General features: G+C 61.1%; 14 protein-coding genes. 9 read left to right on the top strand and 5 right to left on the bottom strand.

The features are described 5' to 3' along the window. From menB to menE, 3 genes are read left to right on the top strand one after another with little or no spacing between them, the layout of a single operon-like run. Positions 1-858 (top strand): 1,4-dihydroxy-2-naphthoyl-CoA synthase, encoded by an 858-nt coding sequence (gene menB, locus ACQUTP_RS06705; RefSeq protein WP_004201730.1) that lies wholly within the window; start codon positions 1-3, stop codon positions 856-858. Then, the gene (gene menC, locus ACQUTP_RS06700; RefSeq protein WP_285755112.1) at positions 858-1,823 is read left to right on the top strand and encodes an o-succinylbenzoate synthase; all 966 of its coding nucleotides are present in this window, start codon (positions 858-860) and stop codon (positions 1,821-1,823) included. The genes menB and menC overlap by 1 nt, the downstream gene beginning before the upstream one ends. Then, entirely contained in the window at positions 1,820-3,181 is a 1,362-nt protein-coding gene (gene menE, locus ACQUTP_RS06695) for an o-succinylbenzoate--CoA ligase (protein ID WP_285755111.1), read from the top strand. The genes menC and menE overlap by 4 nt, the downstream gene beginning before the upstream one ends. On the opposite strand, the gene ACQUTP_RS06690 is transcribed toward menE, so the two are convergent. Genes ACQUTP_RS06690 through ACQUTP_RS06680 form a run of 3 tightly spaced genes read right to left on the bottom strand, consistent with a single transcriptional unit; the run spans position 3,178 to position 6,134 of the window. Continuing rightward, positions 3,178-4,695, bottom strand: coding sequence for a tripartite tricarboxylate transporter permease (locus tag ACQUTP_RS06690; protein ID WP_004201726.1), 1,518 nt, complete (start codon positions 4,693-4,695; stop codon positions 3,178-3,180). The genes menE and ACQUTP_RS06690 overlap by 4 nt on opposite strands. An 11-nt stretch (positions 4,696-4,706) precedes the next feature. Continuing rightward, positions 4,707-5,138: a tripartite tricarboxylate transporter TctB family protein gene (locus ACQUTP_RS06685; protein WP_004201725.1), complete on the bottom strand. Its 432-nt coding sequence runs from the start codon at positions 5,136-5,138 to the stop codon at positions 4,707-4,709. 15 nt (positions 5,139-5,153) lie between these two features. Next, positions 5,154-6,134 carry a Bug family tripartite tricarboxylate transporter substrate binding protein gene (locus tag ACQUTP_RS06680; protein ID WP_004201724.1) on the bottom strand — a complete coding sequence of 327 codons (981 nt, stop codon included), beginning with the start codon at positions 6,132-6,134 and terminating at the stop codon, positions 5,154-5,156. A gap of 133 nt (positions 6,135-6,267) precedes the next feature. Between ACQUTP_RS06680 and tctD the strand changes: the two genes are divergently transcribed. Both tctD and ACQUTP_RS06670 read left to right on the top strand, forming a co-directional pair. Next, the gene (gene tctD, locus ACQUTP_RS06675; protein WP_004201723.1) at positions 6,268-6,945 is read left to right on the top strand and encodes a transcriptional regulator TctD; all 678 of its coding nucleotides are present in this window, start codon (positions 6,268-6,270) and stop codon (positions 6,943-6,945) included. Next, a complete protein-coding gene (locus tag ACQUTP_RS06670; protein WP_032456424.1) occupies positions 6,932-8,338 on the top strand; it encodes a sensor histidine kinase in 1,407 nt (468 codons plus the stop codon). Before tctD ends, ACQUTP_RS06670 begins: the two co-directional genes overlap by 14 nt. Here the strand turns inward: ACQUTP_RS06670 and nudI are convergent. Further along, entirely contained in the window at positions 8,330-8,755 is a 426-nt protein-coding gene (gene nudI / locus ACQUTP_RS06665; RefSeq protein WP_131081183.1) for a nucleoside triphosphatase NudI, read from the bottom strand. The genes ACQUTP_RS06670 and nudI overlap by 9 nt on opposite strands. A 105-nt stretch (positions 8,756-8,860) precedes the next feature. After that, positions 8,861-9,088, bottom strand: coding sequence for a hypothetical protein (locus ACQUTP_RS06660; protein WP_048295237.1), 228 nt, complete (start codon positions 9,086-9,088; stop codon positions 8,861-8,863). A gap of 80 nt (positions 9,089-9,168) precedes the next feature. On the opposite strand from ACQUTP_RS06660, the gene ACQUTP_RS06655 reads away from it, so the two are divergent. The 4 genes from ACQUTP_RS06655 (at position 9,169) to rhmD (ending at position 13,215) form a co-directional block, all read left to right on the top strand. Next, complete coding sequence (locus ACQUTP_RS06655; RefSeq protein ID WP_004201712.1) at positions 9,169-9,711, top strand: YfaZ family outer membrane protein; 543 nt, start codon at positions 9,169-9,171, stop codon at positions 9,709-9,711. A gap of 102 nt (positions 9,712-9,813) precedes the next feature. Next, entirely contained in the window at positions 9,814-11,010 is a 1,197-nt protein-coding gene (locus ACQUTP_RS06650; RefSeq protein WP_049004647.1) for a nicotinamide mononucleotide deamidase-related protein YfaY, read from the top strand. A 203-nt stretch (positions 11,011-11,213) separates the two neighbouring features. Further along, positions 11,214-11,999 (top strand): IclR family transcriptional regulator, encoded by a 786-nt coding sequence (locus ACQUTP_RS06645; RefSeq protein WP_285755108.1) that lies wholly within the window; start codon positions 11,214-11,216, stop codon positions 11,997-11,999. Between the two features lie 10 nt (positions 12,000-12,009). Continuing rightward, positions 12,010-13,215: an L-rhamnonate dehydratase gene (gene rhmD / locus ACQUTP_RS06640; RefSeq protein ID WP_048325204.1), complete on the top strand. Its 1,206-nt coding sequence runs from the start codon at positions 12,010-12,012 to the stop codon at positions 13,213-13,215. The last annotated feature ends 11 nt before the right edge of the window (positions 13,216-13,226 follow it).

Here is a 13,226-nt window from a genome sequence, read left to right as displayed (position 1 = left end):
ATGATCTCTCTTGATGAAGCAATGCTCTATGCCCCTGTTGAATGGCACGATTGTTCCGAAGGCTATACCGATATTCGCTACCACAAATCGGCCGACGGCATTGCCAAAATCACTATCAACCGCCCGCAGGTGCGCAACGCCTTCCGCCCGCTGACCGTCAAAGAAATGATCCAGGCGCTGGCGGATGCCCGTTATGACGACAATATCGGGGTGATTGTCCTGACCGGCGAAGGTGAGAAAGCCTTTTGCGCGGGCGGCGATCAGAAAGTTCGCGGTGATTACGGCGGCTATCAGGATGACTCCGGCGTACATCATCTCAACGTACTCGATTTTCAGCGCCAGATCCGCACCTGCCCGAAACCGGTGGTGGCGATGGTGGCCGGCTACTCTATCGGCGGCGGCCACGTGTTGCACATGATGTGCGATCTGACCATCGCGGCGGAAAACGCCATCTTCGGTCAGACCGGGCCGAAAGTCGGCTCCTTCGACGGCGGCTGGGGCGCCTCCTATATGGCGCGCATCGTCGGGCAGAAAAAAGCGCGGGAAATCTGGTTCCTCTGCCGTCAGTATGACGCCCAGCAGGCGCTGGATATGGGGCTGGTGAACACCGTGGTGCCGCTGGCGGATCTGGAAAAAGAGACGGTGCGTTGGTGTCGGGAAATGCTGCAGAACAGTCCAATGGCGCTGCGCTGCCTGAAAGCGGCGCTGAACGCCGACTGCGACGGCCAGGCCGGTCTGCAGGAGCTGGCCGGCAACGCCACCATGCTGTTCTACATGACGGAAGAGGGGCAGGAAGGCCGCAATGCCTTCAACCAGAAACGTCAGCCGGACTTCAGCAAATTTAAACGGAATCCCTAATGCGCGTATCGCAGGTTTACCGCTGGCAGATACCGATGGACGCGGGCGTGGTGCTGCGCGAACGGCGGTTAAAAACCCGCGATGGGCTGTTCATCCACCTGCGGGAGGGTGAACGGGAGGGCTGGGGGGAAATATCTCCCCTGCCGGGATTCAGCGCAGAGACCCTGGAGGAGGCGCAGGCGGCGCTATTGCTCTGGGCGCAGGCCTGGCGCGACGGCGCGGAGCCGGCGCTTCCTGCGCGGCCTTCTGTCGCGTTTGGCATCAGTTGCGCGCAGGCGGAGCTCAGCGGCGAGCTGCCGCTGGCCGCGGATTATCGCGCAGCGCCGCTCTGCTCCGGCGATCCGGATGAGCTGTTCGCCAGACTGGCGGCGATGCCCGGCGAGAAAGTCGCTAAGGTGAAAGTGGGGCTCTGGGAGGCGGTCCGCGACGGCATGGTGGTTAATCTGCTGCTGGAAGCCATCCCCGACCTGCAGCTGCGTCTGGATGCCAACCGGGCCTGGACGCCGCTGAAAGCGCAGCAGTTTGCGAAATATGTCGATCCGGCGTATCGCCAGCGCATTGCGTTTATTGAGGAGCCTTGTCAAACGCCGGCGGACTCACGGGCCTTTAGCCGCGAAACCGGGATCGCTATCGCCTGGGATGAAAGCCTGCGCGAGGCGGATTTTCGCTTCGTCGCCGAGCCTGGCGTGCGCGCGGTGGTGATCAAGCCGACGCTAACCGGCAGTTTACACCAGGTTCAGCAGCAGGTCGCCGCGGCCCATGCGCTGGGGCTGAGCGCGGTGATCAGCTCGTCAATCGAGTCCAGCCTCGGGTTAACCCAGCTGGCGCGGGTTGCCGCCTGGCTGACGCCGCAGACCATCCCCGGACTGGACACCCTGTCGCTGATGGGCGCCCAGCTGGTGCGGCCGTGGCCGGAAAGCACCCTGCCGATGATCAACATGGATACGCTGGAGGCGCTGTTGTGACCTTTTGCGACTGGCCCTGGCGCCACTGGCGCCAGCGGCGCGGAGAGGCGCAGGCGCTGCGCCTGAATGACCAGCCGCTGACCTGGCACGACCTGTGCGCCCACGTTGACGCGCTGGCGGTCGGCTTTGCCGCGCAGGGCGTAACGGCAGGTCAAGGGGTGGCGCTGCAGGCTTTTAACCAGCCGGCGACGCTGCTGGCCTGGCTGGCGCTGCTGCAGTGCGGCGCGCGGGTGCTGCCGCTGAATCCGCAGCTGCCCGCAGCGTTGCTGCAGGAACTGCTGCCAGCGTTGACCGTCCAGCATCAGCTGGTGCTTAACGGCGATGCGCTGCCGGGGGATTTACCGGCGTTAACCCTGCAGGCGGCAGCGGGAACCCATGCTGTGCCGTGGCGCAGGGATCGTTTCGCCTCAATGACGCTGACCTCGGGGTCGACCGGTCTGCCGAAGGCGGCAGTGCATGATGCCAGCGCCCATCTGGCCAGCGCCGCCGGCGTGCTGGCGCTGATGCCGTTTGCCGCAGAAGATGACTGGCTGCTGTCGCTGCCGCTGTTTCATGTCTCCGGCCAGGGGATTATGTGGCGCTGGCTGCTGGCCGGCGCGCGGCTGACGGTGCGCGATAAACAGCCGCTGGCGCAGATGCTGCAGGGCTGCACCCATGCTTCGCTGGTACCGACACAGCTGTGGCGCCTGCTGAATGACGGTGTTGCGCTCTCCCTCAAGGCGGTGCTGCTTGGCGGCGCGGCGATCCCCGTCGAGTTGACCGAGCGGGCGCGGGGGCAGGGGGTACGCACCTATTGCGGCTATGGCCTGACCGAGTTCGCTTCCACCGTCTGCGCCAAAGAGGCCGACGGCGCGGCGGATGTGGGCGCGCCGTTGCCGGGGCGGGAGATGAAAATCGTTGCCGGCGAGGTCTGGCTGCGGGCGGCGAGTATGGCCGCAGGCTACTGGCGCGACGGTCAATTGTTGCCATTGACCAACGACGAAGGGTGGTTTGCCACCCGCGATCGCGGCGAGATCATCAATGGACGGCTCACTCTCCTCGGGCGCCTGGATAATCTCTTTTTCAGCGGTGGGGAAGGGATCCAGCCTGAGGAGGTGGAACGGATCATCGTGGCGCACCCGCAGATACAGCAGGCGTTTGTCGTGCCGCTGGACGATGCGGAATATGGCCAGCGTCCGGTCGCGGTGGTGGAATGCGATGATGGCTGCGAGATCAGTGTGCTGGCGGCATGGAGCGCGGAGCGGCTGGCGCGTTTCCAGCAGCCGGTGCGTTGGCTGCGGCTGCCGGAAACGTTAAAGAACGGTGGGATTAAGATCTCGCGCCGGGCGCTGCGCGAATGGGTCAATTCGCCGGCTTAGCCGATATTGGCTTCGGCGCGACGCTGGCGCTGTTTACGCCGCAGACGCAGCAGCGGCGGCACCACCAGCACGGCGATGGCCAGCACCAGCAGCGTTTTGGTTACCCCGCTTTGCCACAGGATCGCCAGGTTGCCGTTGCTGATGGACAGCGCGCGGCGCAGGTTCTGCTCCAGCATCTCCCCCAGCACGAAGCCAAGGATCAGCGGCGACATCGGGAAGTGCATTTTGCGCATAATGTAGCCAAGCACGCCAAGCCCCACCATCAGCAACAGGTCAAAAGTGGTGCTGTGTACCGCGTAAACGCCGACGGCGGAGACCGCGGCGATGGCCGGGACCAGAAACCACAGCGGAATGGTCAGCATACGGGTGAACAGGCCGATCAGCGGAATGTTCATGATAAGCAGCATCACGTTAGCGATCAGCAGGGCGGCAATCAGACCCCAGACGATATCCGGCTGTTCGGTGAACATCGCCGGGCCGGGCGTAATGTTATACAGCGTCAGCGCGCCCATCATCACCGCGGTGGTGCCGGACCCTGGCACGCCGAGCGTCAGCATGGGAATAAAGGAACCGCAGGCGGAGGCGTTATTGGCCGCTTCCGGCGCCGCCACGCCGCGAATATCTCCCTTGCCGAAGTTATCGCTGTTACCGCTGAGTTTTTTCTCCGTCATGTAGGTAATGGCGCTGGCGATGGTCGCCCCGGCGCCGGGCAGAATACCGACGAAGAAACCCACCACCGAGGAGCGCAGCGTCGCGCCGACGCACTGTGCGGCCTCTTTGGTGTTAAACAGCATCCGTCCGGTTTTCCGCACCAGGGTTTGTCCGCCGCTGGTGCTCTCCAGCATCAGCAGGATCTCCGAAACCGAGAACAGGCCGATCACTACCACAATAAACTGTACGCCGTCGGAGAGATGGACGCTGTCGAAGGTGAAGCGGTAAACCCCAGTATTAGCGTCTACGCCCACCGTCGCCAGCCCCAGGCCGATTAACGCCGCGAGGAACGACTTCAGCGGGTTCTGCGCCATCATGCTGCCAAGACAGGCGATGGCGAAGACCATCAGCGCGAAGTATTCCGCGGGACCGAACGCCAGCGACCACTGGGCGAGCAGCGGCGCGAACAAAATAATGCCGCCGATGGCGATCAGTGAGCCAAAGAAGGAACTGACGGCGGAAATCGACAGCGCAACGCCGCCGCGACCCTGCTGGGCCATCGGATAGCCGTCGAGGGCGGTCATAATGGCGGCGGCATCGCCGGGCACGTTCAGCAGAATCGATGAAATACGCCCGCCGTATTCGCAACCGATATAGACCGTCGCCAGCAGGATCAGCGCCGACTCCGCGGGTAAATGCAGGGCGAAAGCCAGCGGCAGCAGGATCGCCACGCCGTTGATAGGCCCCAGCCCCGGCAGCAGGCCGACGATAGTCCCGACAAAGCAGCCGATCAGGGCGATCAACAGGTTCTCCGGCGTCATGGCGACGGCGAAGCCCTGCGAGAGATAGATCCAGGTATCCATAAACGCCTCCGTTAATTAAACCAGATGCCGAGGGGCAAGGTGACATCGAGCAGGGTGTCGAAGGCGTACCATAACGACACGCCCATCGCGACGCCGGCAATGCCCGCCGCCGGCAGCGTCGCGCCGAACAGCAGACCAATGATCGCCGTCAGCAGCGCGGTGGCCAACGGAAAACCGAGCCATTCAAACCCCCAGGCGTACACCACCAGCACCACGACCATGGTCAGCAGACGCTGCAGCACATGCCGTCCCGGCCACTCGACGGCGTCCGGGCGACGCAGCAGCATTAACGCCGAGCACAGCAGCATCAGGCCGATGATCCCGAGCGGGAAGGGGCGCGGGCCGACGGGTTCATAGGAGTATTCGCTATGGATCTGCCAGGCGATAAACAGACCGCCAGTACATAACAACAGCCATACTCCGGCAAAAATACGATCGCTCATGAGCGCCTCCGCGGTTTATTTTGCCAGGCCAAAGGCTTTCGCCTGTTCGCGGTAGTCGCTGACCTGCTGCTTAACGTAGGTATCGAGCGCCTTGCCGTTCATATTGAATTCAAACAGGCCGCGCAGTTCACGTTGCTTTTTGAACGCTTCGGTTTGCTGCAGTTTAGTGAATTCATCGACCCACCACTGGTACTCGGCGTCGCTGACTTTCGGGCCCATAAAGAAGCCGCGAATAATCGGCCAGACCAGGTCGTAGCCCTGCTCTTTTGCAGTGGGGACATCGGCGAGCGCCCCCGGCAGCCGTTCACTGGAGAAGACCGCCAGCACGCGGATTTTATTGCCCTGCAGATAGGGCACCATCTCGCTGAGATCGCCGGAGACTGCCTGCACATGGTTACCGAGCAGCGCGGTCACCGGCTCGCCGCCGCCTTCAAAGGCGACATAGCGCATTTTATGCGGGTCGACGTTGGCTTTTTGCGCCAGCAGCGCCGCTTTCATCCAGTCCTGACTGCCGATAGAGGCCCCGGCGCCAATCACGATACTGGAGGGGTTTTTCTCCAACGCGGTCATAAACGATTTCAGATCTTTCCATGGCGAATCGGCGCGCACGGCGATCATGCCGTAGTCGGTGCCGACGCTCGCCAGCCAGCGCACGTCATCGACGCTGTAACGGCCGAATTTACCCTGCGACAGGTTTAGCAGCGAGCCGCCGGAGAAGGCGACGACGGTCCCCGGCTCTGCCGGGCGCTGGGCGACAATGGCGTTGTAGGCCACCGCGCCCACGCCGCCGGGCATATAGGTGACGCGCATCGGTTTTTCGATGGCGCCGGTTTCCATCAGGCTCACCTGAATCAGCTTACAGGTCAGGTCAAAGCCGCCGCCCGGTTTAGCAGGCGCGATACATTCGGTGCGGGACGGGGCCTCCGCGGCGAAGGCGGATGTGGTACAGAGGCACAGCGCGATGGCGCTCAGATGACGGAGAAATGGCGTTTTCATAGGCTTCCTCAGCAGGTACAGGGCAGGTTTTTTTGATTATGTGAACCGACATATGGCGATTCGGTTGCATGATTGTTAAAACAGTTACCTTTCATTTCCCTTTCAATGCGGCAGCAACGTTACAGGATGTGATATGCGTCTCTTATTAGCCGAGGATAATCGTGAGCTGGCTCACTGGCTGGAAAAAGCGCTGGTGCAGGGCGGTTTTGCCGTGGATTGCGTCGCTGACGGGCGTGCGGCCGACCATCTGCTGCAAAGCGAGCAATATGCGTTGGCGGTGCTGGATATCGGTATGCCGGGGTACGATGGCCTTGAAGTGGTCCAGCGGCTGCGCAAGCGCGGGCAGACTCTGCCGGTGCTGTTGCTGACCGCCCGCAGCGCGGTAGCGGACCGGGTGAAAGGTTTAAATGCCGGCGCGGATGACTATTTACCCAAGCCCTTTGAGCTGGAAGAGCTCGACGCCCGCCTGCGGGCGCTGCTCCGGCGCAGCGAAGGGCAGGTGCATGAGGTGCAGCAGCTTGGTGAGCTGGCGTATTGTGACGAAGGCTATTTTTTACTCCGTGGCCAGATGCTGTCTTTGACGCCGCGCGAGCTGGCGTTATTGAAGGTGCTGATGTTTCGCCGCACCCGCCCGGTTTCGCGCCAGCAGTTATTCGAACAGGTGTTCAGTCTCAGCGACGACGTCAGTCCGGAAAGCATCGAACTCTATATTCACCGTCTGCGCAAGAAACTTCAGGCGAGCAATGTGCGTATAACCACCCTGCGCGGGTTAGGCTATCTGCTTGAGTGCGAGCGCCATGAGATGGGGTAAGCCGCAATCGCTCTATGCCCAACTGTTGCTGTTTCTCGGCCTGCCGCTGGTCCTGCTGTGGGGACTCTCCGCGTTTAATAGCTACGTCAGCGCGCTGCAGGCGGCGACGCAAGCCTACGATCGTACCCTGCTGTCGTCGGCGCGGACGGTGGCCGAACGGCTGGTGGTGCGCGGAGGGCAACTGGAGGTGAATGTGCCCTGGGTGGTGCTGGACAGCTTCGAGCTCAACATGAACGATCGCCTCTATTACAAGGTGCTTGACCCGCAGGGGAAGGTCATTTCCGGCTATGACGATCTGCCCGCGATGCCGCCCTCCACCTCGCGAACTCAGCTCTATCCGGCGCTGGCATGGTTTTATCATACCGAATATCGCGGTCAGGCAATTCGCGTGGCGCGCCTGCTGCAGCCCATCAACGAAGGGGGCATCGTGGGCATGGCGGAGATCTATATTGCCGAAACGCTGCAGTCCCGCCGTTGGCTGGCTGGACAATTACTCTTCTCATCCTGGGTGTCGCAGGGCTTACTGGTCCTGTTGACGCTGGTGCTGGCAGCCTGGCTGCTGCGCCGCGTGCTGCGGCCCATGCGCCAGCTCTCCGCGCTGATGGTGCGCCGTGAACCCGGCCTGCTGACGCCGCTGCCGGAGCTGCTGCCCTGGTCAGAAACGCGGCTGCTGATTGTCGCGTTCAACCGCTATATCGATCGCCTGCGGGTGATGATCTCCCGCCAGGAGCGCTTCAGCGCCGATGCGTCCCATCAGCTGAAAACCCCGCTGGCGGTGCTGAAAACGCAGGCTTCGGTTGCGCTGGCCAGCGACGATCCGCAACTGTGGCGCGAAAGCCTGCAGGCGATGCGCGCCACGCTGGACGATACGGTCTTGTTAACGGAGCGGTTGCTGCAGCTGGCGACGGTAAAACAGCGGGATCAGGCGTTTGCGGTGATTAACTTGCCGGAAATTGTGCGCAACAGCTGCTTTTCGCGTATTGCGCAAGCGCGGAGCAAACATATCGATCTTGGCTATGAGGGCGAGCAGTCGGCGGTACAGGTGGCAGGCGATAGCGTTCTGCTGGGGGAACTGTGCGCTAACCTGCTCGACAATGCCATTCGCTATACCCCGGAATATGGTACGGTCACGCTTAGCCTGCATCGCGACGGCGACGCCGTGCTGCTCAGCGTGGAAGACAGCGGCCCGGGAATTGACGACCAGCAGGTACACCAGGCGCTGATGCCGTTTCGCCGCCTCGATAACGCGGGCGCGATACCCGGCGCCGGGCTGGGGCTGGCGCTGGTAAACGATATCGCGCGTCTGCATCGTAGCCACCTGCAGCTTTCGCGCAGCGAAAGCCTGGGCGGACTGAAGGCGACGCTGCGCCTGCCGACCGTGGCGTCAGAGTAGCCCCTTCATGCTCAGGGTGAGGCGGGTAGCGGCGTTGAGATCGTAGTTTTTAAGCTCATCCGCTTTCACCCAGGCGTAATCGTCAAACTCCTCGTTGATCGTCACGTCACGATTGGCGCTGACGCAGTCGAAGATCAGATAGATCATATAGATCGCTTCCTGGCGCCCGTCGGGGTAAGTTTTAACACGGGTATCATCGCGGAAGCTCCACGGCGCAATATGGGTAAGGATGAGTTTTTCGCCGAGCTCTTCGCGGATTTCCCGGCGCAGCGCCTCTTCAATACGTTCCCCCGGCTCCACGCCGCCGCCGGATAAGGCCCATTGTCCGGGAAAAACGCCGCGGTCGGCAGCCATCTTGCAGAGCAGAAAATGGCCGTCATTCTCGATCAGCGGGCAAACGATGGTCCTTTGGCGCATGGTTTTTCTCCTTCAGGGGATAGGGCGGTAGGCTGATGAAACAGTTTGCGAGCCGCCTCGTTAAATCGCAACAGAAATAAAGCCCTGGCCTTGTCGAGTGCTACGTTAAGCGAAAATATCCGTATGGAGCACCGCCATGGAAAGGGCGACGAATACCCCCTCGCCGCGCCGATCGTGCGGCGTGCCCCTTTTAACGTCAATGTATTTGGCGTAAATCATATTAAACATCAATATGAATGACGCTGAATTCCCGACGCCCCGCACCGGCAACGTCCGATGCCATAAAAGACGCAACTGGTTACACTCTTGTGAAAAATCATTTCGCCAGGTCATTGATTCCTGACGAGTGCGCAGTAGAATTTTCAGGTTTTTTCGGGACTTCTTTGATTTTAATTTTCTGGATAGAGTAAATAATGAAAAAAAGCATTTTTATGGCGCTGGCTGGCGTCATGCTGGTTTCTTCGGCGGCCCATGCGATCAGCGTTACCGGCGAAGCAGGCGAGCATTACACCAACCTTGGGGTCGGCTTCGGCACCGAGTCCACCGGTCTGGCTGTTTCGGGTAACTGGTTGCACAGCGATAACGACGGCGACGCCGCGGGTTTAGGCCTGGGCCTGAATATTCCGCTGGGGCCGTTCCTCGCGACCGTGGGCGGTAAAGGGGTATACACCAACCCGAAACAGGGTGATGAAGGCTATGCGGCCGCGGTCGGCGGCGGCCTGCAGTGGAAAATCGGCGACAGCTTCCGCCTGTACGGCGACTACTACTACTCGCCGGATTCCCTCTCCAGCGGCATTGACAGCTATCAGGAAGCCAACGTCGGCGCCAGCTGGACCATCATGCGTCCGCTCAGCATCCAGGCAGGCTATCGCTATCTGAACCTGGCGGGCAAAGATGGCAACCGCGATAACACCATCGCCGACGGCCCGTACATCGGCGCCAGCGCCAGCTTCTAATCTCCTCCGGCGCGGTCTCTTCTTGCCGCGCCAGATTTTCCTCCTCGTCAGCATCCCGCTTTGCGTTATAGTATTTGCCACCTGGCAGGCAAGGAGTGAGCAATGTTGAATGTGGAAATGCTGTCCACTGGCGATGAAGTGTTGCATGGTCAAATCGTTGACACCAATGCAGCATGGCTGGCGGATTTCTTTTTTAATCAGGGTTTACCGTTAACGCGCCGTCATACCGTCGGCGACGATCTCGATGCGCTGGTGGCGATTCTGCGCGAACGCAGCGAACAGGCGGATGTGCTGATCGTCAATGGCGGCCTTGGCCCCACCAGCGACGACCTGAGCGCGCTGGCCGCGGCCACCGCGAAAGGCGAAGGGCTTATTTTGCATCCGGAGTGGCTGGATACCATGACCCGCTTCTTTGCTGAACGCGGGCGGCCGATGGCGGAAAGCAACCGTAAGCAGGCGGAAATCCCCGCCAGCGCCGAGATGATCAATAACCCGGTGGGCACGGCCTGCGGCTTTGCCATCCAGCTCAATCGCTGCCTGATGTTTTTCACCCCCGGCGTTCCCTCTGAATTCAAAGTGATGGTCGAGCAGGAGATTTTACCGCGCCTGCGCCAGCGCTTTACGCTGCCGGAACCGCCGGTATGCCTGCGGCTGACCACTTTTGGCCGCTCGGAAAGCGAGCTGGCGCAAAACCTCAATCCGCTGACGTTACCGCCTGGCGTCGTGATGGGCTACCGCTCGTCGATGCCGATCATTGAGCTGAAGCTGACCGGACCGGCTGAGCAGCGTGACGCCATGCTGGCTCTGTGGCCGGAAGTGCGTAAAGTGGCTGGCGACAGCCTGATTTTCGAAGGCACTGAAGGGTTACCGGCGCAGATTGCACGCTCCCTGCAGGAGCGGCAGCTGAGCCTGACGCTCAGCGAGCAGTTTACCGGCGGTCTGCTGGCGCTCCAGCTGTCCCGCGCCGGCGCGCCGCTGCTGGCCAGCGAAGTGGTCCCGGCGCAGGAGGAGACGCTGGCGCAGGCGGCCCGCTGGGCGGCCGAGCGGCGCATAAACCATTTTGCCGGCCTGGCCCTGGCGGTGAGCGGCCAGGAGAACGATCATCTTAACGTGGCCCTGGCCACCCCGGACGGCACCTTCGCGCTGCGGGTGAAGTTCAGCGTCACCCGCCACAGCCTGGCGGTACGCCAGGAAGTCTGCGCCATGATGGCATTAAACCTGCTGCGTCGCTGGCTGAATGGCCAACCGCTGGCCAGCGAACATGGCTGGATTAACGTGGTGGATTCCCTCTCGCTGTAAGTCGTTTCCCGGCGCACGGGCTTCTCCCTGGCGCCGGTTGTCCAGCCTGTTGTACTCTCCTGAAAAAATTCTGTGCGTTAAGTCGCAATTTTCCGCTGCGAACGGTCCAGCATACGGGAAAGCGATTGCCCCGCGATGTCGCTCACACTTTACCGCCCGGACAACCGCAACACTGATTCCAGTATTCAGGATTGGAGTCCAGTATGTTGGAATCAACGAAAGTCCCGGCGCTGACCCGCGCGATTGAGATCCTCAATTTAATTGGCCGCATCGGACCCTGCAGCGCGGCGACGATAATAGCGGAGCTGGGGATCCCGAAAAGCACGGTTTATCTGCTGCTGGGCGAGCTGAAAAAGCAGCGCTTCATCAGTATGGATAATCAGGATAACTACTGCCTGTGGACCAAACTGGTGGAGCTGGCCGGGCAGGCGCTAAGCAAAATGGACCTGCGCGAGCTGGCGCGGCCACGCCTGACCCGGCTGATGGATGAGTGCGGCCTGCTCTGCCATCTGGGCATTATCGATCAGGGTAACGCCTACTACATTCTTAAAATTGAGTCTCCCGCCACCATTAGCGTGCGTTCGCACGAAGGTAAGAGCCTGTCGCTTTATCGCTCCGGGATCGGCAAATGTTTGCTGGCCTGGCAGCCCGCCAGCGTTCAGGCGTCGATTATCGATGAACTGCAGTGGGAGCGGGCTACGCCAACGACCATCAGCAATGCTCAACAGCTGCGGGAGGAGCTGCGGCGGATCCGCGCCCGGGGCTGGAGCTTTGATAATGGCGAGGACTACCCGGATGTGCGCTGCGTGGCCGCCCCGGTTTTTAACGCCAATAACGACCTGACCGCCGCCATCTCGGTGGTGGGCACCCGTCTGCAAATCAATGAAGACAATCGCGATTATCTGGCCGGTAAGGCGATTGCCTGCGCGAAAGATATTTCACGACTGCTGGGGTGGAAAAGCCCCTTCGAACAACTCGCCTCATCATAAGGAGAACACCATGACCCTACCGAAAATTAAACACGTCCGTGCCTGGTTTACCGGCGGCGCCACGGCAGAGCAGGGCGCCGGCGGCGGCGATTACCACGATCAGGGGGCTAACCACTGGATTGACGATCATATCGCTACCCCGATGAGCAAATATAAACAGTATGAGCAGTCCCGCCAGTCGTTTGGCATCAACGTGCTGGGCACGCTGATTGTGGAAGTGGAGGCTGACAACGGGCAGACCGGCTTTGCCGTGTCGACGGCCGGAGAGATGGGCTGCTTTATCGTGGAGAAACATCTCAACCGCTTTATCGAAGGCAAATGCGTCAGCGATATCAAACTGATCCATGACCAGATGCTCAACGCTACCCTTTACTACGCGGGATCCGGCGGTCTGGTGATGAACACTATCTCCTGTGTCGACCTCGCACTGTGGGATCTGTTCGGGAAAGTGGTTGGCCTGCCGGTCTACAAACTGCTGGGCGGAGCGGTGCGTGACGAAATCCAGTTCTATGCTACCGGCGCTCGTCCGGATCTGGCGCAGGAGATGGGCTTTATCGGCGGCAAAATGCCCACCCACTGGGGGCCGCACGATGGCGACGCCGGGATCCGCAAAGACGTCGCCATGGTGGCGGACATGCGCGAAAAATGCGGCCCGGATTTCTGGTTAATGCTGGACTGCTGGATGAGCCAGGACGTTAACTATGCCACCAAACTTGCCCATGCCTGCGTCCCTTACAACCTCAAGTGGATCGAAGAGTGCCTGCCGCCGCAGCAGTATGAAGGCTATCGCGAGCTGAAGCGCCAGGCGCCGGCCGGGATGATGGTGACCAGCGGCGAGCACCACGGCACCCTGCAGTCCTTCCGCACCCTGTCGGAGACCGGAATCGATATTATGCAGCCCGACGTCGGCTGGTGCGGCGGCTTAACCACGCTGGTGGAGATAGCGGCTATTGCTAAAGCGCGCGGGCAGCTGGTGGTGCCGCACGGCTCGTCGGTGTACTCACATCATGCGGTGATCACCTTCACCAACACGCCGTTCAGCGAGTTTCTGATGACCAGTCCGGACTGCGCCACGCTGCGTCCGCAGTTCGACCCGATCCTGCTCGGCGAGCCGGTGCCTGAGAGGGGGCGCATTCATAAATCGGTCCTGGATAAACCCGGTTTTGGCGTCGAACTCAATCGCGACTGCAACCTGAAACGTCCTTATCAACACTGATCCCCCGGGCC

The organism is Klebsiella sp. 2-CIP_Kleb. (genome assembly GCF_050378715.1).
In the GTDB taxonomy this organism is placed as follows: Bacteria; Pseudomonadota; Gammaproteobacteria; order Enterobacterales; family Enterobacteriaceae; genus Klebsiella; species Klebsiella quasipneumoniae.
Note: the sequence above shows the minus strand (reverse complement) of the source record. Positions and strands in the feature narration are given on the sequence as shown.

Excerpts from the sequence above, each read along its gene's own strand:
- menB (WP_004201730.1), top strand. The coding sequence starts at position 1 with ATGATCTCTCTTGATGAAGCAATGCTCTATGCCCCTGTTGAATGGCAC.
- ACQUTP_RS06680 (WP_004201724.1), bottom strand. The coding sequence starts at position 6,134 with ATGAAAACGCCATTTCTCCGTCATCTGAGCGCCATCGCGCTGTGCCTC.
- ACQUTP_RS06670 (WP_032456424.1), top strand. The coding sequence starts at position 6,932 with ATGAGATGGGGTAAGCCGCAATCGCTCTATGCCCAACTGTTGCTGTTT.
- menC (WP_285755112.1), top strand. The coding sequence starts at position 858 with ATGCGCGTATCGCAGGTTTACCGCTGGCAGATACCGATGGACGCGGGC.
- ACQUTP_RS06650 (WP_049004647.1), top strand. The coding sequence starts at position 9,814 with ATGTTGAATGTGGAAATGCTGTCCACTGGCGATGAAGTGTTGCATGGT.
- ACQUTP_RS06685 (WP_004201725.1), bottom strand. The coding sequence starts at position 5,138 with ATGAGCGATCGTATTTTTGCCGGAGTATGGCTGTTGTTATGTACTGGC.
- nudI (WP_131081183.1), bottom strand. The coding sequence starts at position 8,755 with ATGCGCCAAAGGACCATCGTTTGCCCGCTGATCGAGAATGACGGCCAT.
- ACQUTP_RS06655 (WP_004201712.1), top strand. The coding sequence starts at position 9,169 with ATGAAAAAAAGCATTTTTATGGCGCTGGCTGGCGTCATGCTGGTTTCT.
- ACQUTP_RS06690 (WP_004201726.1), bottom strand. The coding sequence starts at position 4,695 with ATGGATACCTGGATCTATCTCTCGCAGGGCTTCGCCGTCGCCATGACG.
- ACQUTP_RS06660 (WP_048295237.1), bottom strand. The coding sequence starts at position 9,088 with ATGACCTGGCGAAATGATTTTTCACAAGAGTGTAACCAGTTGCGTCTT.
- tctD (WP_004201723.1), top strand. The coding sequence starts at position 6,268 with ATGCGTCTCTTATTAGCCGAGGATAATCGTGAGCTGGCTCACTGGCTG.
- rhmD (WP_048325204.1), top strand. The coding sequence starts at position 12,010 with ATGACCCTACCGAAAATTAAACACGTCCGTGCCTGGTTTACCGGCGGC.
- ACQUTP_RS06645 (WP_285755108.1), top strand. The coding sequence starts at position 11,214 with ATGTTGGAATCAACGAAAGTCCCGGCGCTGACCCGCGCGATTGAGATC.